A 23,043-nucleotide genomic window follows, 5' to 3' on the forward strand; every position below is an offset into this window, starting at 1 on the left:
TTCGCTGGTATTTATAATTCGGCCAGTGGCGTCAAACGCGTATCAGACCAACCGTTTCCCGGTTGGGTCCCTTGTCAGGTCTCGGGGTAGGGACTGGGTCGTGCTCCCGTCTGAGGAGGACGATGTCTGCCTGCTCAGACCCGTCGATGAAGGCGACGCTGATGCAGTCGGTCTTTACCTTCCCTTGGAAGGCGACAGTGTCGTTGCCGAAGCTACGTATCCTCTGCCAGATGCCGCGCGCTCCAGAGACTTCGCTGGCGCGCTCCTACTTCGAGATGCAGCTCGCTTCAGCCTACGGTCTGGCGCTGGCCCGTTCCGTTCTCTGGGACGGATCTCGGTCGAGCCTCGCCCCTACCAGTTTGTGCCCCTCCTTCTGGCTCTCAAACAGAAGCGAGTCCGTCTCCTCATCGCCGACGACGTTGGCGTCGGTAAGACGATCGAGGCCGGTCTGATCGCCCGGGAGCTCTTGGACAGGGGAGAGATCCGACGCATTGCCGTGCTATGCCCCCCTCACCTTTGCGACCAGTGGGAGCAGGAGCTGCGGGAAAAGTTTGGCCTCGAAGCTGTGGTTGTTCAGCCGTCGCGCATGGGAGGACTGGAGCGCAGTTTGCCCCGCGGTGACATTGGCGTCTTCCAGTACTACCGCCACTTCGTCTGCAGCATCGATTACTTGAAGGCTGGCCGTTATCGCGACGCCTTCCTGTCCAACGCGCCCGACCTGATCATCGTTGACGAGGCGCATGGCGCATCGCGGCCTAGCGGCGCGGACCCTGGCCAGCATCAGCGATACGAGTGCGTCCGAGACGTGGCGCGATTAGCCAATCGGCACCTCATTCTGGCAACCGCCACGCCGCACAGTGGTATCGAAGAAGGCTTTCGGTCACTCCTTGGGCATCTTGATGAGTCGTTCGACGTGCCGGCAGACAGGCCGTTGGACACCAAGAGACTCCTTCCTCATGTCGTCCAGCGCCGCCGCAAGAGCATCGAGCGGTGGATGGGCGCCTCGACTGCATTTCCCGACCGCGACCCCGTCGAGGCCGACTACGCGATGTCGGCACGGTACCAGCGCCTATTCGATGCCGTGGCCGCATACTGCCGCGAGTCTGTCAGTGACGGCTCACTGGGACGGCCTCAGCAGCGCGTGCGCTACTGGGCTGCAATCGCGATCCTGCGCTGCATTCTGTCCAGCCCCAAGGCCGCTGAGGCGATGCTGGAGAACCGTAAGCAGCGCCGCCGGGAGAAGGCAATGGAACAGCCCGAGACCCCGGACGACGTGGACACATCGTTGCGACCTCAAGTCCTCGACCTGGAGGGCGACGAAGAGGCACCCGATTACACGCCTGCGGCGGAGGGCGCCGACCTATCGGACGCGGAAATCCAGAAACTGGACAGCTTCCTCCGGGAGGCCAGGCAGCTCTCGGGAATGGCCTACGACGCCAAGCTGGAGCGCTGCTCCAGCCTGGTCGAGAGTCTCCTCAACGATGGCTTCTCGCCAATCGTCTACTGTCGCTTCATCGCTACCGCGGACTACGTGGCGGAGGAGCTTCAGCGTGAGCTGGGGCGCCGCGTGCCGGGGCTACGAGTGATTTCCGTCACTGGAAACGACGGTGATGAGAAGCGCCGGGAGAAGATCGACGACCTCGTGAAGAACCACGAGGTCCGCGTGCTCGTGGCCACGGACTGCCTGAGTGAAGGGATCAACCTCCAGGAGCACTTCAACGCCGTGCTTCATTACGACCTGCCCTGGAACCCGAACCGCCTCGAGCAGCGGGAGGGCCGGGTTGACCGCTTCGGCCAGCCGAGCAAGACGGTACGCACGGTGCTGCTCTACGGCCGAGACAATCAGATGGACCTCATTGTCCTCAGAGTCTTGATCCGAAAGGCCCGCGAGATCCGCGCCAGCTTGGGCGTTGCGGTGCCCGTGCCGGTGGATTCCGAGCAGGTGATACAGGCGCTCGTCGACAGCGTCCTCCTGCAGGGTCGCGGCACGGCGCCCGGGCAGATGGCCCTACCCTTCGATGACCAGCGCGTGAGCCAGCTCCATCAGGCCTGGGACAAGGCAAAGGACCGTGAGGCCGAAATCCGAAACGTCTTTGACCAGGCGGGGATTCAGCCGGAGGAAGTAGCCCAGGAGCTTCGTGAGGTGGAGCCTGCGCTTGGCTCGAAAGAGGAGCTCCGGAGCTTCCTCGCCAACGGGCTGCAGCGGTTCAACGGCTACCTGAGGGAGACCAAGACTCCGGGCGTGTTCGAACTCGATCCCGGCGACCTCCGGCCAGTCGTCCAGCGCAGGACTACCCTGGAGCGCTTTCCCCTACGCGTTGTCTTCGAACAGACGACGGAGAAGAACGTGGTGCACGTCGGCCGCAATCATCCGGTAGTCGCCGCGCTCGCCGATTCGGTGCTGGCACGAGCGCTCAGCGGAGACTCCGAATGGTTCTCCCGCAGCGGAGCCATCTTCACCAACTCTGTGCGCGGCCGCACGGCGGTCTTGCTGCTGCGCTTCAGATACTCGATGCAGGCAGAAGGCAACCAATTTGCCGAGGAGGTCCTGACGGCGGCCTTTCAGTCTGCTCAGGTCGGCCTGGAATGGCTGAAGCCTTACCAGGAGGAGAGCACGAGGCTCCTGCAAGCAGCGCCGGCGGCGAATATCTCCCCCGAGGAGCGCAGACGGCAGGTGGAATGGGCGCTTGGCATGCTGCAGTCGACGCCTGGCTGGTGGGACGAGATCGCGGCCGAACGGGTGGCGCGCCTGAAGGAAGCCCATGCCCGGTTGCGCTCCTTCGTCGGCGGCGCGCCCATGCGCGTCGAGGTGCGCGAGCCCGACGTCCTCGGAGTCTATGTCCTAGTGCCGGCGGGGTTGCGCTGATGACGCGATGGGCAACCGTCAACGTCGAAGGCGGGCTCTTCCCAGCCGACATCCTCGACGCCGTTGCTGCCGGGACGGCTGACGGACAGAGGCCGGCCGATTTCCGGCTCGAGGCGGCGCGACTGCTGGAGGAGCTGCAGGCCGCGTTCGCTGATGCCCGCTCTTACTGGGACGCCTTCCAGCGGCGGCTCGCCCGGCGCAGCGGTTCGGTCACGAGCCTCACGCGCGAGGCCTGGATGCTCCCGCTACTGGAACGGCTGGGGTTCGACCTCGAATACCAGCCGGCGGCGCTGAGCGCGGGCAACTCGACCTACACGATCTCGCACCTCCACGGGAAAGAGCCGGGCACGCCGGTGCACATCGTCTCCTTCGACCAGGAGCTCGACAAGAGCGACGCTGGAGGGAGACGCAGTCCCAACGCGCTCGTCCAGGAGTATCTGAACCGCACGGACGCCCTCTGGGGCCTGGTTACCAACGGCCGCAAGCTCCGGCTCCTGCGTGACACGGAGCGCATGGCCAAGCCTTCGTATGTCGAGTTCGACCTCGAAGGCATGATCGAGTCCGACAAGTACAGCGAGTTCGCCCTGCTGTACAGGCTCCTGCACGCGACGCGGTTCCCCCTGCCGGGCTCAGACCCGGCGAAGTGCTGGCTGGAGACCTACTACCAGCAGGGCAACGACCTCGGCGGCCGCGTGCGCGAGGGCATGCGCGATGGCGTTTCGGCCGCGCTCGAAGTCCTGGGCAATGCTTTCCTGAAGCATGACGACAACGAGCGCCTGCGCGAGGCGTTCCGCTCGGGACGGCTCAGCGCCGGGCAGTACTACCGGCAGCTCCTGCGCCTCGTGTATCGGTTCCTCTTCCTCATGGTCACGGAGGAGCGCGGGCTGGTGTTTCCCGAAGAAGAGGCTGGAAGCTCCGGCCACCTCATCTACGACCGCTACTACAGCATCTCCCGCCTGCGCGAGCGCGCCGAGCGCTATTACGCCGAAGACCGCCATTACGACCTCTGGGAGGGCGTCAAGTCCACCTTCGCCCTGTTCCGCGAGGACGCGCTGGCGCGCAAGCTCGGGCTGCGGGCGCTCGACGGCGAGCTCTTCGGCGAGGACGCCTGCGCCGACCTGGAAGCGTGCCGTTGCCTCAACGCCGACCTGCTGCGCGCCGTGCGCGAGCTCTCCACCTACCGGCAGGAGAAGGGGCCGCGGCGGCGCGTCAACTTCCGCGACATCGACGTCGAGGAGTTCGGTTCCGTCTATGAGAGCCTGCTCGAGTATCACCCCGTTGTCGACGTGGAAGGGCAGAGCTTCTCATTCCTGAGCGGCAACGAACGCAAGTCCACCGGCAGCTACTACATGCCCAGCTCGCTGGTGCAGGAGCTGGTGCAGAGCGCGCTGGTGCCTGTGCTCGAAGAGCGCGTAGCCGCCGCGAAGACGCGCGACGAGAAGGCCGCCGCTATCCTCTCGATGCGCGTGATCGACCCCGCCGCCGGCTCCGGGCACTTCCTGCTCGCCGCGGCGCGGCGCATGGCGCGAGAGCTGGCGCGCGTCCGGACGGACGAGGCGGAGCCGTCCGTGGAGGACTACCGCCGCGCCCTGCGCGACGTGATCCGCAATTGCATTTACGCCGTCGACAAGAACCCGCTCGCGGTCGACCTCTGCAAGGTGGCCCTGTGGATCGAGGGGCACAACGCCGGCCTGCCGCTGGGCTTCCTCGACCACCACATCAAGCTCGGCGACAGCCTCGTCGGCGTCTTCGACCTGGCCGTCCTCGAGGACGGCATCCCGGACGACGCCTACAAGCCCGTGACCGGCGACGACAAGGCCGCGGCGCGCTACTGGCGCGACCTCAACAAGAAGCAGCGCGCGGGCCAGCTACGGCTGGCAGCGTTCGACCCGGAGGCCCTGGAGAGGAGCCTTGCGCCCGACTTCGCGGCGCTTGGCGAACTGGAAGACGACTCCCCTCCGGACGTGAGGGCGAAGCAGGAGCTCTACGCCAGGCTGCGCGCCGGCGGCAGCCAGTGGTGGCGCCTCAAGGTCGCCTGCGACCTCTGGACCTACGCCTTCTTCGCGCCGCTTGAGCCGCAACCAGAGCTAGCCCAGCAGACCGTCCCGACCACGGCCTTGGTCTGGGAGGCTATGGCTGGTGGAACCACACATGCTTACGCTCAGGCAAAGGCGATGGCTGAGTCGGCCGTCCATCCATACTTCCACTGGCCACTGGAATTCCCGGATGTATTCGCGGACCGCGGATTCGAGGTGGTCCTTGGAAACCCACCATGGGAAAATATCCGCGCTGATCCTGTCGAGTTCTTTGCTGGAATCCATCCGAGCATCGTTAGCGCGCCATCCGCATCCCTTCGGGAGCAAACCATTCAGTCTCTCCGAGAGGCGAGGGATCCGTTTGCACGAATGTGGGACGCGCATGTTCGGTCTATTGAAGGCCAGCAGCTGTTTGTAGGGGAGAGCGACCGATTCCCCTATGGCGCCTCAGGCAAGACGAACACGATGCCGTTGTTCCTAGAGTTGTTCTCCGCAGCCATCTCCAAAACCGGCCGGTCAGGGATCATCGTCAAGAGTGTGATCGGTACGGACCTGGAATATCAACGCTTATTCGAGCACTTGGTCGAGGAAGGGCGGCTTTACTCATTCTATGACTTTATCAATGAGCAAGAGCTCTTTCCGGCTGTTCACCGGCAGGAGCGATTCGCGTTAGTTACCTTAGCGCCTCCAGGCACGGTGACTCGGAGCAAATTCAGGTTCCTCGCTAGGGCCACGACGGAGTTGCAGGACTCCGGCTCAATTTTCGAACTGTCGGGAACAGACTTGAGGATGCTCACCAATGGATCATGTCGGTTGCCCACAATTAGTGATTCGACTTTGTTGCGTATTCTGAGAGCTGTTGCTCAATCCGCCAAGGGCAGCTCATTCCTCGGCCCTGAAACACAGCTCGACAGTTACATTATGTTTGACAGTGGGGCCGCGAGTTCTGCAAAGGGCGGATGCACTCTTCCTGACTACGTCCCTGGGGAGGGGAACAATCCCCTTGAAGGCACAAATAGGTTTGGGGAAGCTGTAGTCGCGGTCTACGAGGGCAAACTCTTCGGAATCCTGGACCATCGTTTAAGAAGTTTTGAGGGCATTCCCGTAGAGCGGCGGTATGGCAAGACTCCAGCAACATATGAACTAACGATAGCTGACAAAGAGGACCCGAATCGTTCCATTGAGCCGCGCTACTGGGTACCAAAAGCTGTCGTAAAGAACAAGCTGAACGTGAAGGGATGGAGCCACGATTGGATTCTTGTTCATGGGAGAAAGTCTAATCGTGATAACAAGCGCACTTTCTCGGCTGCCTTTATTCCGCTGACAGCATCCGTAGACCTGGCGCCTGTATTACTGCCAACATCTGGTTCCGACATCGCTCCAGTCCTAAGAGCTGCAGCCGTTAGTCAATCATTTTCTTTCGACTTTTTAATCCGAAGTCGGCTTATAGGTTTCACAATTGGCAAGAATCTACTGGAAGAAATTCCAGTACCAAGTCCAGCACGTTTCTCCGAGGCTTCTCCTTGGGGCAATGGTGAGTCCATCGATGTATGGTGCTGTACTAGGGTGTTGGAGCTGACGTACACAGCCTTTGACCTGACATCGTTAGCACGCGACCTCGGGTTTCCCGGTCCGCCGTTCCTTTGGGACGAAGAACGTCGGTTCCTCCTGCGCTGTGAGCTGGACGCAGCCTTCTTCCACCTCTACGGCATCGAGCGCGCGGATGTTGACTACATCATGGAGACGTTCCCAATCGTCCGTCGCGAAGACGAGAAGCAGTTCGGCGAGTTCCGAACGAAGCGCGTCATCCTGGAGATGTACGACCAGATGGCCGAGGCAGTGAAGACCGGCCGCCCGTATCAGACATGGCTCGATCCGCCGCCGGCAGACCCGCGGGTTGCCCATACAGCCGTTGGAGGCAGAGCGTGAAGCTGGTCGAAGTTCAAGTTCAACGCTTCCGGAACTTCATCGATTCAACTCCTGTCGCCGTTCAGCCGGACATTACGTGCCTCGTGGGCAAGAACGAATCGGGCAAGTCGGCATTCCTTCACGCCTTGTACCGGCTAAACCCCGCCAGGCCCAACGTTAAATTCTCCGCCCCTGACGATTACCCAGCGTGGCTAGAGAAACGGGACAGACTCCAGGGCGTCAAAGTGGAAGAAGTGCTGCCGGTCAAAGGGGTCTTTGAGTTTGAGACTAGCGACCGCGTGGCCCTGGAACAGCAGTTCGGGCCCGGTGTCTTGAAACAGAAAGCGCTGGTTCTTGAACGCCAGTACGATGGTCTGCTCGTCCATGACCTCGATGTCAATGAAAAGGCTGTCGTTCGTCACATACTCGACACGACGGATATTCCAACCAAAATCAGGAATGCAGGCAAGCCCCTGGAGACCATCGACGGGCTAAAGGAATTCATTCAGTCAGTTCAAGCCGAGGACTCGGCGTCTGGGTCCGGCGAAGCGGCTCAAGCTTTGGAGAAGCGGCTGAGCGAAGTACTGCGCAACAGGACACCAGTGGACGTAATCTGGGACGCCGTGGAAGAACTACTCCCAGAATTCTTCTACTATCACCAGTACAGCAACTTGCCCTATTCGGTAAAGATTGCTCGAGTGCTGAAGGAAGATCCGCGCACTCTAGATGACAGTGAACTAACTGCGCGCTCTCTGCTTAAGCTTGCTGCTGCGGAGGACCAGTTTCTCCTCAATCCGGATTACGAACGCCGTAAGCGCGAGCTCGAAAATGTTGCCAACAGCATCACTCAAGACGTACGCAAATATTGGACCCAGAATCCTGAGCTGCGCGTTCAGCCGGATATAACGCAAGTGGCCGAAACCAATTCACAGGGGGAGCGCGCCGTCTTAGATGAATTGAAGATCCGTGTCTGGGATGATCGCCACTCCCTTTCGCTGCCCTTTGACCAGCACTCAACCGGATTCCAATGGTTCTTTTCCTTCCTCGCTGCGTTCTCGGAATACGAGTACAAAGACACCCCAGTCATCATCCTTCTTGACGAGCCTGCACTTGGGCTGCATGGCCGCGCGCAGGCAGACTTCCTTCGCTTCATCGAGGAGCGCTTGGCAACAAAGCACCAAGTCCTATACACAACGCACTCCCCTTTCATGATTCAGCCGGGCAGGCTTGAGAGGGTTCGAATAGTCGAGGACCACGGTCCGGAGAAAGGTGCGGAGGTAACACAGAATGTCCTGACAAGCGACCAGGACACGCTGTTCCCGCTCCAAGGGGCCTTAGGCTATGACCTCGTTCAGCACTTGTTCATTGCACCTCATAACCTGCTTGTCGAAGGGACAGCCGACTATACCTACTTAACGGTGATTTCCGACCACCTGAAGCAGGCCGGTCGTACCGGATTGGACGAGCGTTGGTCGATAATTCCTGTCGGCAGCGCCGATATGATTCCAACGTTCGTTGCTCTACTTGGTCACCACTTGGAGGTCACCGTCCTGATTGACTCGCGACGAGCCGGCCATCAACGGCTGTCGCAGCTAGCAGCCGATGGGTTCCTAAATCAGCAGAGGATTATTACGGTTGGACAGGTGCTTAGTCGAAGACTCGCCGACATTGAGGACCTGTTCACTGTGGCTGACTACCTACACCTATACAACAAAGCCTTCGGAGGATCAGTCTCAGAAGCAGACTTAGCGGGCACGGATCCCGTCGTGAACCGGTTAGCGCGCCATCAAGGCGTAGAGCGATTTGATCACGGTCGCCCTGCTGACGTACTGCTACGACGCCGGGACGAGCTCTTACCCCAACTCAGCCCTGAGACATTTGAACGTTTCGAGCGCCTCTTTCAGTCGATCAACGCCACACTACCCAAGGACTGAAACGCTGCATGGACGTCTTCAAGCTGCGCGACGCCGTCGTTAACGAGTACCGCTCGTACGTCGAGAGCTTCGTCCGCGTGTACGACAAGCGGATAGACGAATTCGTGCGGCAGAAGCTGGCGGAAGGCCACCTCTGGCCGGAGGCCTATCTGCAGCTGAACCCGGCCTACGAGGCGACTGACACGCTGGGCGAGCTGGCGCGGCAAGGCGTCATCGAGGAGACGACGGCCCGCTTCTTCGGGCCGGACATCCGGCTCCACCGCCACCAGCGCGAGGCCCTGGAGATAGCGCAGCGTGGGGAGCCCTACGTGGTGACGACGGGCACGGGCTCCGGGAAGAGCCTGACGTACCTGGTGCCGGTCTACGACGCAATAGTGCGCGCGCGGCCCGAACGGCACTCGGTGCGAGCTATCGTCGTCTACCCGATGAACGCGCTGATCAACAGCCAGCTCGAGGCCCTGCGTCAGTACGCGGCGAAGAGCGGGATTAGAGACGTCCGCTTCGATCAGTACACCGGCCAGACGAAGAACGAGGACCGTCCACGCATCCTGGACGACCCGCCGCACATCCTTCTCACGAACTACATGATGCTGGAGTACATCCTCACCCGCCCCTTCGAGCGCAACCTGCTCAGGACAGCGACCGAGGACCTGCGCTTCCTCGTCATGGACGAGCTGCACTTCTATCGCGGCCGCCAGGGCGCGGACGTGGCCATGCTCCTGCGCCGCCTCGCCCAGCGCGCCGGCAAGGACCTGCAGTTCGTCGGCACCAGCGCCACGCTGGCGTCCGAAGGCTCACGCGCGGAACGGCAAAAGGCGGTCGCCGAATCGGCGACTCGTGTCTTCGGCGTGCAGGTGCCTCCGACAAACGTCATCGACGAGACATTGCAGCGTCTTACGGCCTCGCCGGTACCGCGGACCCGCGATGAGCTGCGCCGCGCGGTCGAGGCGCCGCCTCCGGCGCCGACGCTGGATGCGGTGCGGGCGCACCCACTGGCTGCCTGGGTCGAGCACGCTTTCGGCATTCAGGAGGAGGACGGCCGCCTGGTCCGGCGTCCTCCCGAGACCTTCGAGGGCGCCGTGGGCCGGCTCGCAGAGCAGTCGGGCCTGCCGCCGGAGCTGTGCAGGGAGCGCCTGCGCGCCGTGCTCGACGCCGGCAACGCCGACACGTCGCGTCTCCCTTCCGGTGAGCCGCTCTTCGCCTTCCGGCTGCACCAGTTCCTCTCGTCCGGCGATAGCGTCTGGGCGACCCTGCAGGCGCCACAGGAACGGGAACTCACGATGGAGGGCAAGTACCTCTTCGACGAGGGACGCGTCCTGTACCCGCTCGCCTTCTGCCGCGAGTGCGGGCAGGAGTATTACCTGGTCTCGAAGTTGGTGGAGCTGGGCAAAGAACGGCTTATCCCGCGCCCGCCGATCGTCGGCGCATCCGATGAAGAGACGGATGGTGAGAGCGGGTTCTTCGCCGTCGATGATGGCGACCTCTGGGTCGACGACATCAACGAGCTGCCAGAGCACTGGCTGGAGGAACTCCGCAGCGGCACGCGCGTAAAGCCTGCCTATCAGGAATTCCGGCCGCGCGGCTACACCGCCAAAGCCGACGGCGAACTGCGCTCTGCCGGAGAGGGAGTGGCAGGCTGGTTCATGCCACGCCCGTTCCTCCTATGTCTGCGCTGCCGGGCTACCTACGACAAGCGCGGCACTGACTTCCGAAAACTGTCATCGCTCAGCCAGACGGGGCGGTCCACGGCTACGAGCGTGATCGTGAATGCGGCCGTCACGGGAATGCGCGGCGAAGTCGAGGACGAAGCGTGCAAGATCCTGAGCTTCACGGACAACCGTCAGGACGCTTCCTTACAGGCCGGGCACCTCAATGACTTCGTCCAGATCGCCCAGCTGCGGGCTGCCCTCGTGAGCGCGGTAAGGCGTCACGGAAGGCTGACGCACGAGCTCCTGGGCGAGCGCCTCTTCAAGGAGATGGCGCTCAAGCCAGCGGACTTCCTCAAGACGCCTGTCGAGGAGGGCAGTCCGGGTTACGAGCGCGGCCGGCGCGCGATGGAACGGCTCCTGGCTTATCGAGCCTTCGAAGACCTGGCGCGAGACTGGCGTGTAGCCCAGCCAAACCTTGAACAGGCTGGCTTACTCCGCATCGACTATGACGGCCTTGCGGCGCTCGCGGCCGATGACCGCCTCTGGGCGGGCCTGCCAGGAATCGGCGAAGCACCTCCTCAGCGGCGTGAAGAAGCGCTGCGGACGTTCCTGGACCACATCCGGTTCCAGCTGGCAATCGATGCTAAGGCGCTCACAGAGGACGAAACCCGCGCCTTGAGGAGTGTCACGTCTGACCTGCATGACTCCTGGGCCCTGGACGAGCGTGACATCCTCGAGACCCAGTCCATCGCCCTGTTGCCGGGCGTCCTCCCAGACGCTCGCGAGAGCCGCCAGCGGGTCTTGCGCCTGGGCCGCCGCTCTAACCTTGCGCGCTACTTGCGATCGCAGCGGACCTGGGGAACCACGCGGGACCTGGATGGCGACTCTGTTGAAGACCTCATTCGTGCCATCGTCCGGGCCTTGAACGGGCACATCCTGACGGTCATTTCCCGCAGTGGCGAAGACCGTGGCGTGAGGATCCGCGAGAGTGCGCTGATCTGGCTGCCGGGTGACGGCAGAGTGCCGCCGCCGGACCCGGTGAGAAGCCGGGACCTGCATCGTCGACGCGACTTCGGAGACGGCAAGCCGAATCAGTACTTCGCGCACCTTTACGGCCAGGGTGCGGCAGCCCTGCGCGGGATCTTTGGCCATGAGCACACCGGCCAGGTCAGAATCGACCTGCGCCAGGAGCGGGAGCGTGACTTTACGGACGGCCGGCTACCGGCCCTTTTCTGCTCCCCGACTATGGAGTTAGGTGTCGACATTCGGGACCTTCGCGCCGTGCACCTGAGGAACGTCCCGCCCACGCCTGCGAACTACGCCCAGAGAAGTGGGCGTGCTGGCCGTGGCGGCCGCCCCGCTCTCGTTGTCACGTTCGCTGCTCAGGGGAATGTGCACGACCAGTACTTCTTCCGCAAACGCGACCGGATGATCGCCAGCGCAGTCACACCGGCTCGTATGGACCTCCGCAATAAGGAGCTCGTCGAGGCCCACCTGCACGCAACGTGGCTTTCAATCGTGGGCCTCCGTCTAGGCAACAGCATTTCCGAGATCCTGGATGCGGACGTTATTGGCTACCCGCTACGGCAGGAAGTGCGCGATGTCATATACGACCGGGACAGGTACGAGCAACCTGCGCTCGAGGCCTGCCGTGAGGTCCTGAGACGAGCTCCCGAAATCATTGAGAGCGGTTGGTGGTACTCCGAAAATTGGTTGTTGGAGATGGTCGGCAACGCTCCGACTGAGTTCGACAGGGCGTTCGAACGTTGGCGAGAGGAGTATGGTGCAGCCGTCCGCATGCGCGACGCGGCAAGAGCCATCACTGACTCTCCCATGTCAAGCCGTCAGGAACGGGAGCAAGCCGAGCAGCGCGAGCGCGAAGCCAAACGCGAGATTGCACTTCTTCTGAATCAGGCCGGTCAGACCGAGACGGACTATTACCCTTACCGTTATCTGGCAGCCGAAGGATTCCTACCCGGCTATAACTTCCCGCGTCTTCCCGTGCGCGCTCTCGTCGGACGCGGAGACGAGGCCGAAGCCATCGACAGGCCTCGCTTCATTGGGCTCGCCGAGCTAGCGCCTCACAGTCTCCTCTACCACGAAGGACGAAAGTACCGCATCGATGGCGCCGTAGTTCCGCAAAGTGGCCTGGGGAGTCGGTTCCGGCGCGCCAGGTGGTGCAAGAACTGCGGCTACGTCCATGCTGACGACGCCTCCACCTCAGATCTCTGCGAACACTGCTCTACGCGGATGGATGCGGCGAGCTCAGACTTGAGTAGCACGCTGCTTTCACAGCCAACTATGCGCACAAGACCGGTGGAACGTATCTCGTCCGAGGAGGAGGAGAGGCTTCGGCGCGGTTACGTTGTCACGACCCATTATCGATTCTTTCCACCCTGGCGACCCCGGCCCGGCACGGTGGTCACACCGGATGGGGAGCGTCTCTTAGACCTTCTCTTCGTGCCGGCAGGGGAACTCTGGCGAATCAATCACGGCTGGAGACGCGCTCCAAGTGCTGGATTCAAGCTCGATCCGGAGACCGGGCGCTGGCAACGACAGACCGAGGATCCAAGTCCGGATGAAGGGGACCCGGACGCGCCGCAAGCGCTATCAGGAATCAAGACCTACGTCACCGACAAGCGCAACCTGCTGTTGCTCCGCCTCGACGCTTCTCACGCCGACCGCACCTTTGCCACGACCATGATGTACGCGCTTCGGCGCGCGATTGAGGTGGTCCATCAGGTTGAAGAGCAAGAAATCGCAGCGGAGCTGGTCGGGAAAGGTGGCGAGCAGCGGCTACTCCTCTGGGAAGCGGCGGAGGGCGGAACAGGGGTCTGGGAACGGCTCGTCGACCAACTATCGGGAATCGCTGAACTTGCCCGGCAAGCACTTATCCTCTGCCACTATGACCCGGTGACCGGTGAGGATGACCCCGCGTACTCGGGCGACTGCATAAGCGGCTGCTACGAGTGTCTGCTGAGCTACTCAAACCAGTTAGAACATCGCTTCATCGACCGCCGCGAGATCCGTGACTTTCTTCTGAGGCTAACCTCGGCCAAAACAGAATGGGCCGCAAAGGGACGGTCGCCGTCCGAGCAATACGAATGGCTGAAGGCAAAGCTGGACCCAGCGTCCGGTCTAGGGTTGAAGTTTCTCGACTTCTTGTTCGAGAAGGGCTACCTGCTCCCCGACGATGCCGAGAATCGACCCGCAGCCGACATTGCCGTTCAACCGGACTTCTACTACGAGAGGCACGGATCACCCGGGGCGTGTGTGTTCGTCGACGGCCCTGCTCACGATAGTGCGGGACAGTTAGTCAGAGATGCGGCGCAGCGGCAGGCGCTCGAGAACGCCGGCTATCGAGTCATCACAATACGCTACGATTCGCCTTTTGATGTTCAGGTGGCTGACCACCCGGACATTTTTGGCCGGCCTTAAGTAGCGCACCGTTGACCACTGTTCTGCTCCAGGCACTCCGAACAGGCAAGATACGAGTCTTGCCGTGGTTTACTTCCGAAGTGGTTAACCAAGGTAATACGGTAGATTCCGCAAAGTAGCCGACTTCAGCCCCCGGAGTCTCGCAATGTCAGTTTGATTGGCGCACCGACTTGGTTCGCCTCGGCATAGGCGGAGGTCAAGGTTTCAAGGAGACTCTCGGCAAGGGAGTGGACACGTAGATATGTTCCTTGCTTGAGCTCTGCTGGAGCGATCTCTCTTTCGATGAGAGGGATTGCGGTGGGAGCTCGGCGTTCGAAGACGCTCCTCCAGTACTGGAGGAACGCCCTGCCGCGTTCGTTCCAAATCGTGATCAGACCAACATTGTCCGGGCGAAGCCGGGGAAGCAGGGTAACGGCCCCGGATCTTCCTACGTAGCTCGCGAGAGTCGCGAGGTTCCTCGCTTCCATTTCTTCAGCCCAATCCGCGAGAGCTTCCAGGACTGGTTTGAATTCTGGAAGAGCATCGTCGATGCTGCGTCGAAACTCTGACGCGCCAGGTGACAGGATTCCTCCTCCCCGCTCGCGCTGAGGAATCGGTCGTTGTTCGCGTATGCTAGCTCGCTGCTCGGGCGCAATCCTCTGCGGCACTACTACCTGCGATCCGCCGACGTGGTACGACGCCACGGCGATGAGGTCGATGGAAAGCTTCTCGGAGACGGCCTCTAGAAATCCCGATAGCATGACGAGTTCTTCCGGTGCGGAGTCAAGCACGAATACGAGCCGAAACCTGCCCTCAATGAGGCTGGCCGCGAGTGCGTCATTAAACTCGCCAACGTCGAAGCTCCCTTCCTGATGGTTCGCTGCCACCATGTCCGCCAGTGTGGCGTAGCCGCGACTTTGGAGATGGGTGGCCAACAAGGTTTCCAGTTCACTGACCGAAAACCCATGCAAGTACGCAGCGTAAGCAAGTACCTGGGCGATGACGGCCCGCCTGGCCTCAGCATTCCGCGAGAGCTTTACTTCGATGACCGCCAAGCGGCCCTTGGGATCAACTGCTATCAAGTCGGCGATGCCGGTGCCGAGCCGGACCTCTCTCCCAACGATTACGAGGGAAGGGGAGCCGGCCAGAGGCAGCATCTGTGGTTCGCGTTCAACCAGCGTGTGGAGCGCTGCCTCATCGGGAAACCCGGAGGGAGCGAGCAGTTTCCAGCCGTCGCCGTCGTTTTGCCAGATCGCCGTCATGGCTCCAAATTCTAGCGCGGAAGCGCGGGGCACGATGTTAGACCCAGCCGGACGGCGGCCTGATCTGTTACGGCCGCGGGCGGGCGAGCCAGCATGGTGAGGCCGAATGCTAGAATCGCCTTCGCCCGACTGATGAGCGAGAGGTGGCGGTATGGCCGATGACGTGTTCGACCTGCGGCAGGCGGTCAGCGCCGAGCACGCGCCGATGTCGGCGCTCGACGAGTTGCCTGTGCACCAGTGGTCCGAGCAGGAGATGCGCTTCCAGAGCACTACGGACCCGCGCGCCTACGAGCGCTACTGGTTCACGGCGCAGGACCGCACCGGCGACCTCTTCGTGGTCACGGGCTTCGGCCTTTACCCGAACCTGCGGACGGTGGAGGCGTACTCGATCGTGAACCTGCGCGGCCAGCACACGACGGTGCGGGCGCACAGGCGCCTCACGGCGAACCGCGCCGACATGCGGGTGGGGCCAATCGACTTCAGGCCGCTACGGGCGTTCGGCGAGTGGCGCCTGACGCTGGACCCGAACGACTACGGCATCTCCTACGACCTGCGCTGGCAGGACACGAAGCGGGCCGTGCTCCAGCCCATCCGGGGCCTGGGCGGCTACGAGACCTTCGGCCGCGTCAGCGGGGAGGTCACGGTGCAGGGCGAGCGCTTCGAGCTTGCGCCGGACCTCTATTGCGGCTCTCGCGATCACCACTGGGGCGTCCGCGACGGCGTGGGCGGGCGGGGCCATATGCTCAACCCCGGCGGCACGAGCGTCGCCACGGGCGGTGTATGGGTGGAGTTCGGCGACTGGTCCGTCTGGCTCAACCGCATCCTTTACAACCTCGGCGACAAGCGGCCCGGAGCGGGACAGATCGTCGCCATGGAGCGGCGTCTGAGCTTCGAGCCGGACACCCACATCTTTACGGGCGGGACCGTCAGCATCACGCTCCAGGGTGGGGAGAAGAGGGACCTGCACTTCCGGCGCCTGGGCTTCCAGACGGCCTACCTCCGCTGCGGGATGTACGGCGGCCGCGAGGGCGGCACCCCGAACGGCGACATCTGGCACGGAATGTACGTCGGGGACAACGTGGTGTCCGGCGAGACGTACGACACCACCGACCCCGCGGTGCGCCTGCACATCGCCGGGGCCGCCGACCACCACTGTGAGGTGCGCTGCGGCGACGAGGTCGCTTACGGCATCTTCGAGTCGCACGACCCGATCACCTGGGAGATGGCGCGAGACGGCCGCCCCGGATACAGTCTGATCGAGTAGCACAGGGGCGCGGCGAGGCGCCGCGCCATACCGGGACCACCACAGCAATTCCGCGGCCGCGCCCGCCACCCCGGGCCGGGGGCGCCGCGCGATGGAGAAGAGATGTCTGAAGCTGCGACCCCAAAGGTCTTGATAACGGGCGGCGCCGGGTTCCTGGGCATCAACCTGGCACGCTACCTGCACGCGCGCGGCTACGCTATCACGTCGCTCGACATCGCGGAGTTCGACTACCCGGACATGCGCGACAAGGTCACGGTCGTGACGGGCGACATCCGCGACCGCGAGGCGGTCGACCGCGCGATGGAGGGCGCCGACTACGTGGTGCACACGGCGGCGGCGCTACCGCTGTACAAGCCCCGGGACATCTACACTACGGACGTCGAGGGCACGCGGAACGTGCTCGCCTCCGCGCTCGCGCACGGCGTCAAGCGGGCCGTCCACATCTCGTCCACCGCTGTCTACGGCATCCCCGACCACCACCCGCTGAGGGAAGACGACCGCCTCGAAGGCGTTGGGCCCTACGGTCAGGCGAAGATCCAAGCGGAGATGATCGCGCTCGAGTACCGCGCGAAGGGCCTCGTGGTACCGATCATCCGGCCGAAGTCGTTCATCGGCCCCGAACGCCTGGGCGTCTTCGCCCTGCTGTACGACTGGGCGCTGGAGGGCCACAATTTCCCGGTCCTGGGCAGCGGCAAGAACCTGTACCAGCTCCTGGACGTCGAGGACCTCTGTGAGGCGATCCGTCTCTGCCTCACGTTGCCCGAGGACGCGGTAAACGACACCTTCAACATCGGCGCGAAGGTCTTCGGGACGATGAAGGAGGACTATCAGGCGGTCCTGGACCGCGCCGGGCACGGGAAGCGCATCATTCCCATCCCGGCGGCGCCAGCCATCTGGGTCCTGCGCATCCTGGAGGCCTTGCACATCTCGCCGCTATACAAGTGGGTGTACGAGACGGCTTCGAAGGAGTCCTACGTCTCGATCGAGAAGGCGGAGAAGAAGCTCGGCTTCTCGCCGAAGTACTCGAACAAGGACGCGCTGTTGCGCAACTTCGAGTGGTACATCCAGAACCGCGAGCAGTTCGCACAGGCATCGGGGATCTCGCACAGGGTCCCCTGGCGCCAGGGGGCGCTGGGGCTGGCGAAGCGCGTGTTCTAGACGGGCGGCGGCCTCAGGCCCTCGGGCCGGGGCGTCCGCCAGCATCCAGCCACAGCTCGTACATGCGCCGCCGGGAGACCCCGTAGCGGCGTTCGAGCAGCGCCGCGGCCTGCGAGCGCGTCAGGCCGACGTCGCGCATGGCGGCTAGCTCCTCCCGCCAGGCGGACTCGTCCGCCGGCTGCGGCTTCGCGGCGCGCGCACCCTCGATCACCAGCACGAACTCCCCTCGCGCTTCGTGGAGGCGCGCGAGGACGTCGGCCGCGGTGCCGACCAGGACCTCTTCGTGAAGCTTCGTGAGCTCCCGGCAGACCGCGAGGCGGCGCTCGGGCAGGGTCTCGGCCAGGAGCTGAAGAGTGCGTTTGACCCTGCCGGGGGCCTCGAAGGCCACCAGAGTATCGGGACCCGAGGCAAGCGACGCGAACAAGCGGCGAAGAGGCCCCGCTTCGCGTGGGAGGAAGCCGAGGAAGCGGTAGGTTCTGGCCCTCAGGCCGGCGACCGAGAGGGCCGTGACGACGGCCGAGGGGCCGGGGACCGGCACGACGGCGTGGCCGGCAGCCCGCGCGGCGGCGACGAGCTCGACCCCGGGGTCGCTGATGGCCGGAGTGCCGGCGTCCGAGATGAGGGCTATGTCAGTTTCCGCCAACCTGCCGATGATCTCCGGTAAACGGATGGATTTGTTATGATCGTTGAAACTTATGAGCCTCGCCTCGATGCCGTGCCTCGCCAGGAGCTTCCTGGCGACGCGCGTGTCCTCGGCGGCAATGAGGCCCACTTCTCTCAGTACCCTCAACGCCCGCAGCGTGACGTCTTCGAGATTGCCGATTGGCGTCGCGACGACGTAGAGGGTGGCCATTTAGTCTGGAGGATGCCGGAGACGGGAAGCAGAGAACGGGGGGAAAACGTCCCTGTAACCCATGGTCCCTGTTTCCGGGTTCCTGTTAATCGGTATAGGCAACATAGCCGATTGCTTGACCTTTCGGCGAGCGGGCCCTATATTCTTCGAATATAGCAGGCAGGGGGTGGCGAGCATGAAGACCGCAATTGAGGTGCTGGGGAGGCCGGACGTAGGCAGCTCCCTCAAGACCATGAGGCACGCCTACGGGTTCGACGAAGTGGCCATCGTGCCCGGCAACTTCACCGTAAACCCCGAGCTGACGGACGTAACCTTCACGCTCGGGGATTTCGTTTTCGGCATTCCGGTGCTCGCGGCGGCCATGGACGCCGTGGTCGACCCGACCTTCGCGGGCAAGTTCGGACGCCTCGGCGGCCTGGCCGTGCTCAACCTGGAGGGCATCCAGACCCGCTACGCCGACCCCGGCCCCATGCTCGAAGAGGTCGCCGCCACCCCGAAGAACAAGGTCACGGCCCTCCTGCAGCACATCTACAGCCAGCCGATCCAGCCGGACCTCATCGCTGAGCGCGTGCGCCAGATCAAGGAGCAGGGCGTCACGTCCGCGGTCTCCTGCACGCCCGCCAACACCAAGAAGTTCGCGCCCATAGCCGTCGAGGCCGGCGTGGACATTTTCGTCGTCCAGTCCACCGTGACTACTGCCCGGCACATCTCCCACTCGCTGGAGGGCCTGCGGTTCGAGAAGTTGACCCGCGAGTTGCCAGTGCCGGTTGTCGTGGGCAACACGGTCGGCTACTCGGCGACCAAGGAGCTGATGGAGACGGGCGTCGCCGCGGTGCTGGTCGGAGTCGGGCCCGGCGCCGCCTGCACGAGCCGCGAAGTGCTGGGCATCGGCGTGCCCCAGGTGTCGGCGACCATCGAGTGCGCCGCCGCCCGCGACGACTACTACCGCGAGACGGGCCGCTACGTCCCCATCATCACCGACGGCGGCATCCAGAAGTCGGGGGACATGTGCAAGGCAATCGCCGCCGGGGCGGACGCCGTGATGCTCGGCTCCATCCTCGCGGGCACGGCGGAGGCCCCGGGCCGCGGCAACCACTGGGGCATGGCGACGCCGCACGCCGAGCTGCCGCGCGGCGCGCGGATCACGGTGGGAGTGAACACCACGCTGGAGCGTGTCCTCTTCGGCCCGACCTCGCGGAACGACGGCACCGAAAACCTGGTAGGCGCGCTGCGGACAGCGATGGGCATGTGCGGCGCCCGCACCGTGCGCGAGTTCCAGGAGGCGGAGCTGGTGATCGCCCCTTCGATCAAGACGGAGGGCAAGAGCTTCCAGCTCGCCGGCCTCACCTAAGCCAACCTGCCACCATCTCGATAGCGTCCCGCGACGGCGCCTGGCGCCGTCGCGCGCAAGCGGCTGACTCCCGGGTCAGGCGCGGCGCCGGAAGACGAGGCGGGCGAAGGCGACGGTGAAGAGCAGGACTCCCGCTTCGCCGGCGATGCCGGCAGCCAGGAGCATGAAGTTGCGCTCGTCGGGGCCGATGCGGGTGCCGAACAGCGAGGGGAGCACGCGCAGCGCCGCGGCGCTCAGGGCCAGAAGCAGCAGCGCCGAAGACAGCTGTCGCTGACGGTTGGGACGCTGGCGCTCGCCGGCGAACTCGGGGAGCACCATGAGCGCCATGCCGAAGATCAGCGTCATGATGACGCCGGCGCCGAGGGCGTGCCGGAGCGCGTCCAGACGGTCGAAGTGGGGCAGAGAGCCCTCGACGAAGGCGGCCGCGCCGGCGTAGACGGCGTAGCCACCGGCGAGGAGCATCCAGATGAGGGCTGCCTTCACGAGGCGCATGTGAGGCTGCGAGGCGGGGCGCAGGCGCTGCTCCTCAGGCCATAGCGCCCCTGTGAGGCCGGCGATGGCGACAAGGGAGCCGCCGAAAGCAATGAGGCCGAGGTCGGCGAGGCGGGCGACTCCGGTGGAGTAGCCCTCGTACTCCAGCCAGAGGAGGGGCAGGGCGGCGAGGAGGACCGAGGCGCTCAACGCGACGGCGGCGCGCTTCGCGCCGGGCTCGGGGCGGCGCCAGCCGGACATGGTTGGTATCGCACGCGTCGCGACACCGCCGATGAAGGACATCACGAAGCCCAGCTGGAGGAAGAGCACGGCGGTGTTCGGCAGGTAGGGCAGGGTGCGCTCGTCGCTGGGCGCCTCACGGATGGCCACGAACGTAGCCGCGCCGGCCTGCAGGACCAGAAAGGCGGCGCCAGCGAGGAAGAACCAGGCAGTGGCCTCCAACCGCCGGGTGTCGACGAGCAGCGTGGCATACACGATAAGGAAGAAACCGGCCGACCCGAGAAGGATGCCGAACTGGGTCGCGAGGTGCACGATTGTCCTGGGTTCCGAAGGCAGCCAGAGCGACACGAGAAGCCTGGCCCCGAGCGAGGCGACGAACAGGCCCCAGACGGGCAGGACGAGCGCCTCGAGTCGCAGAGAAGTGGACGCGAACCTCGGCATGAGCCGCATGGCCATGCCCATCACGAAGAGACCGGCGAAGGCGAGGAGCTGGACCTGGCCGTGCACCTGCACCATATCGGGCCTTCGCCCTTCGCTCGCCCACTCCAGGATGCGGCCAAGAGGGATGTGAATCGCCAGCGCGAAGCCGCCGAGGACGGCGAAGGCGAGGCTGGAGAGCGCGAAGAGACGGTAGCGCTCGGGATCGCGCCGCTCGATGGGCACGAGAGGTATCGCCCCGGTGGGCATGGGCCTACTCACTCGGCCGGCCCCGGGAGGACAGCAGGCGCAGGTCTTCCGATGTGGTGCACGATCCGAGACTAGGGCGTAGCGGCAGGCCGCCGTAGGGCCTTTCGGCTCTACGTTGAGTACGGTGGTACACGTACCGTAGTCCGCGAAGGGAGGGCGCGCGGCGGCGCGCCGGAGCGGAGGCCAGGGCTGGAACTGTCGCTGACTCGTCGTGGCGACTATGTGATCAGGGCTGCACTCGCGCTTGCGCGCGCCTGGGACAGCGGCGAGATGCGCAAGATCCGCGAGGTGGCCGCGGAGATGGCGTTACCCCTGGGCTATACGCCCCACATACTCAACCTGCTCGTGAAGGCCGGACTGGCCGAGTCGAGGGCGGGCCAGCGCGGCGGCTATCGGCTCGTGCGAGCGCCGTCCGAAATTTCGCTCCTGGAGCTCGTGGAGGCGGCGGAGGGGCCGCTCTGGCCAGAGCGCTGCACCCTCCTGGGAGGGCCCTGCCACTGGGAGGAAGTGTGCGCCCTGCACCCGGCCTGGGAGCATGCGCACAAGGCGCTGAGCGCGGCGCTCAGCGAACAAATGCTGGCGTCGGTGCTCGAGTGGGACATCCGGCTGAAGCGCGGCGAAGTGATCGAGCGTGACGCGCAGCACTCGGAACCGCGAGTCACCGGCCTGGCGGCGCGGCCGCGCCGCGGCACCCGGGAGCCCTGACGCGCGGGCTGCCCGTTTTCGTGACTTTCGGACCGGCAGGCGAGTCCGCAAGGCCCTGACACCCGGCGGGAGGCGGGCGCTCAATGGTGCTGAGCCGGTCGTGGCTGAGGCACGACGGGACAGGAGGCACCAGATGGTCGCGACGTATGAGGTTTCCCTGGTGGAGCTGGAGGGGCAGAACGCGGCCGTGATCCGAGAGACCACGACTCTCGCCAACATCGGGGCAGCGTTGTCAGAGATGTTGGGCGCCGTGGCCGAATACCTGCGGGAGATGAAGGTGACGCCATCGGGGCCGCCCTTCGCCCGCTACTACGCCGTCGACGCGAAGGGAGTCGACGTGGAGGCCGGATACCCGACCCCAACGGAGGTGCCGCGGCGCTGGCGGGTCGTGCCGGCAGAGCTGCCCGGCGGGTCAGCGGCGGCGACGTGGCACACTGGCCCCTACGACCGCATCGGCGACGCGTACGCTGCGCTGGACGAGTGGCTGAAGGCCAACCGGCGAAGGCGGTCGGGCCCTCCCATGGAGGTGTACTGGACCGACCCGTCCCAGGTCGATGACCCATCGCAGTGGCGCACGCAGGTCATCCAGCCCCTGGCGCCTTAGTCCATCTGCCTAGCCGCGGGCGCACGAACCCGCCGCCCCAGCGCCCGCGAGAGTGGCGTCGATCAGGGCGGTATCGATGCGGCCGGCGATGGCCGCCACGACGACCCCGCGGCAGTCGATGAAGTAGGTGGACGGCATTCCGCGCACGCGGTAGCGTTCGGCAATGTCGCCGCTGGTATCCACGGCGAAGGCGGTGAGCGCGATGCCTTCGCGCTCCAGGAAGGCAAGGCCGGTGGAGTAGGACTCGCCGTTGTTCACGGCGAGCACGGCCAGGCGGTCCGGGCCGTAGCGCGAAAGCGCCGCCTGGAGGTCCGCCATCTCGGCCCTGCAGGGCGAGCACCAGCTGGCCCAGAAGTTCAGGACCACCATCCTCCCGCGGAAGTCCGAGAGGCGCTGACGCTCGCCCAGGTAACCGGAGAAAGCGAAGTCGGGCGCGAGCTCACCTGGCCTCAGCCCGACGGCCAGGGAGCCAGCGCGCGGGGTCTCGATGTTCGTGTCCGGCGGCAAGGCAAGCGGCCGCACGCCCGTCGTCGCGGTGCTCGTCGCGGCCGGTGACAGGAGTCCCAGCGCCCACAGGAGCCCGAGAAGGGCAGCGACCGCGGCCGCGCCGAAAGCGAGACGGGTGGATGTGGCCATCA

The 23,043-nt window shown here is 64.3% G+C and carries 13 protein-coding genes; 9 read left to right on the forward strand and 4 right to left on the reverse strand.

Going from position 1 to position 23,043, the window contains the following annotated elements; genetic code table 11:
- Nucleotides 1-361: 361 nt before the first annotated feature.
- Genes VNN10_03905 through VNN10_03920 form a run of 4 tightly spaced genes read left to right on the forward strand, consistent with a single transcriptional unit; the run spans nucleotide 362 to nucleotide 13,831 of the window.
- Nucleotides 362-2,866 (forward strand): helicase-related protein, encoded by a 2,505-nt coding sequence (locus VNN10_03905; protein HXH21150.1) that lies wholly within the window; start codon nucleotides 362-364, stop codon nucleotides 2,864-2,866.
- Entirely contained in the window at nucleotides 2,866-6,831 is a 3,966-nt protein-coding gene (locus tag VNN10_03910; GenBank protein ID HXH21151.1) for an N-6 DNA methylase, read from the forward strand. The genes VNN10_03905 and VNN10_03910 overlap by 1 nt, the downstream gene beginning before the upstream one ends.
- Nucleotides 6,828-8,744 carry an AAA family ATPase gene (locus VNN10_03915; GenBank protein ID HXH21152.1) on the forward strand — a complete coding sequence of 639 codons (1,917 nt, stop codon included), beginning with the start codon at nucleotides 6,828-6,830 and terminating at the stop codon, nucleotides 8,742-8,744. Before VNN10_03910 ends, VNN10_03915 begins: the two co-directional genes overlap by 4 nt.
- A gap of 8 nt (nucleotides 8,745-8,752) precedes the next feature.
- Nucleotides 8,753-13,831, forward strand: coding sequence for a DEAD/DEAH box helicase (locus VNN10_03920; GenBank protein ID HXH21153.1), 5,079 nt, complete (start codon nucleotides 8,753-8,755; stop codon nucleotides 13,829-13,831).
- A 125-nt stretch (nucleotides 13,832-13,956) separates the two neighbouring features.
- Here VNN10_03920 and VNN10_03925 read toward each other — a convergent pair whose 3' ends face one another.
- The gene (locus tag VNN10_03925; protein ID HXH21154.1) at nucleotides 13,957-15,072 is read right to left on the reverse strand and encodes a hypothetical protein; all 1,116 of its coding nucleotides are present in this window, start codon (nucleotides 15,070-15,072) and stop codon (nucleotides 13,957-13,959) included.
- 151 nt (nucleotides 15,073-15,223) lie between these two features.
- Between VNN10_03925 and VNN10_03930 the strand changes: the two genes are divergently transcribed.
- Both VNN10_03930 and VNN10_03935 read left to right on the forward strand, forming a co-directional pair.
- Nucleotides 15,224-16,336, forward strand: a complete 1,113-nt coding sequence (locus tag VNN10_03930) for a hypothetical protein (protein ID HXH21155.1) — start codon at nucleotides 15,224-15,226, stop codon at nucleotides 16,334-16,336.
- A gap of 102 nt (nucleotides 16,337-16,438) precedes the next feature.
- A complete protein-coding gene (locus tag VNN10_03935) occupies nucleotides 16,439-17,494 on the forward strand; it encodes an NAD(P)-dependent oxidoreductase (GenBank protein HXH21156.1) in 1,056 nt (351 codons plus the stop codon).
- A 13-nt stretch (nucleotides 17,495-17,507) separates the two neighbouring features.
- Here VNN10_03935 and rsmI read toward each other — a convergent pair whose 3' ends face one another.
- The gene (rsmI, locus tag VNN10_03940) at nucleotides 17,508-18,347 is read right to left on the reverse strand and encodes a 16S rRNA (cytidine(1402)-2'-O)-methyltransferase (GenBank protein HXH21157.1); all 840 of its coding nucleotides are present in this window, start codon (nucleotides 18,345-18,347) and stop codon (nucleotides 17,508-17,510) included.
- Nucleotides 18,348-18,522: 175 nt separating this feature from the next.
- Between rsmI and VNN10_03945 the strand changes: the two genes are divergently transcribed.
- Nucleotides 18,523-19,698 (forward strand): GuaB3 family IMP dehydrogenase-related protein, encoded by a 1,176-nt coding sequence (locus tag VNN10_03945; GenBank protein HXH21158.1) that lies wholly within the window; start codon nucleotides 18,523-18,525, stop codon nucleotides 19,696-19,698.
- A gap of 75 nt (nucleotides 19,699-19,773) precedes the next feature.
- Here VNN10_03945 and VNN10_03950 read toward each other — a convergent pair whose 3' ends face one another.
- Nucleotides 19,774-21,096: a hypothetical protein gene (locus tag VNN10_03950; protein HXH21159.1), complete on the reverse strand. Its 1,323-nt coding sequence runs from the start codon at nucleotides 21,094-21,096 to the stop codon at nucleotides 19,774-19,776.
- Between the two features lie 201 nt (nucleotides 21,097-21,297).
- Between VNN10_03950 and VNN10_03955 the strand changes: the two genes are divergently transcribed.
- Entirely contained in the window at nucleotides 21,298-21,801 is a 504-nt protein-coding gene (locus VNN10_03955; protein ID HXH21160.1) for an Rrf2 family transcriptional regulator, read from the forward strand.
- 133 nt (nucleotides 21,802-21,934) lie between these two features.
- Complete coding sequence (locus VNN10_03960) at nucleotides 21,935-22,405, forward strand: GyrI-like domain-containing protein (GenBank protein ID HXH21161.1); 471 nt, start codon at nucleotides 21,935-21,937, stop codon at nucleotides 22,403-22,405.
- A gap of 9 nt (nucleotides 22,406-22,414) precedes the next feature.
- On the opposite strand, the gene VNN10_03965 is transcribed toward VNN10_03960, so the two are convergent.
- On the reverse strand, nucleotides 22,415-23,041 hold the full coding sequence (locus VNN10_03965; GenBank protein ID HXH21162.1) for a TlpA disulfide reductase family protein: 627 nt from the start codon (nucleotides 23,039-23,041) through the stop codon (nucleotides 22,415-22,417).
- Between the last annotated feature and the right edge of the window lie 2 nt (nucleotides 23,042-23,043).

It is taken from the genome of Dehalococcoidia bacterium, from assembly GCA_035574915.1.
Classification (GTDB): Bacteria; Chloroflexota; Dehalococcoidia; order DSTF01; family WHTK01; genus DATLYJ01.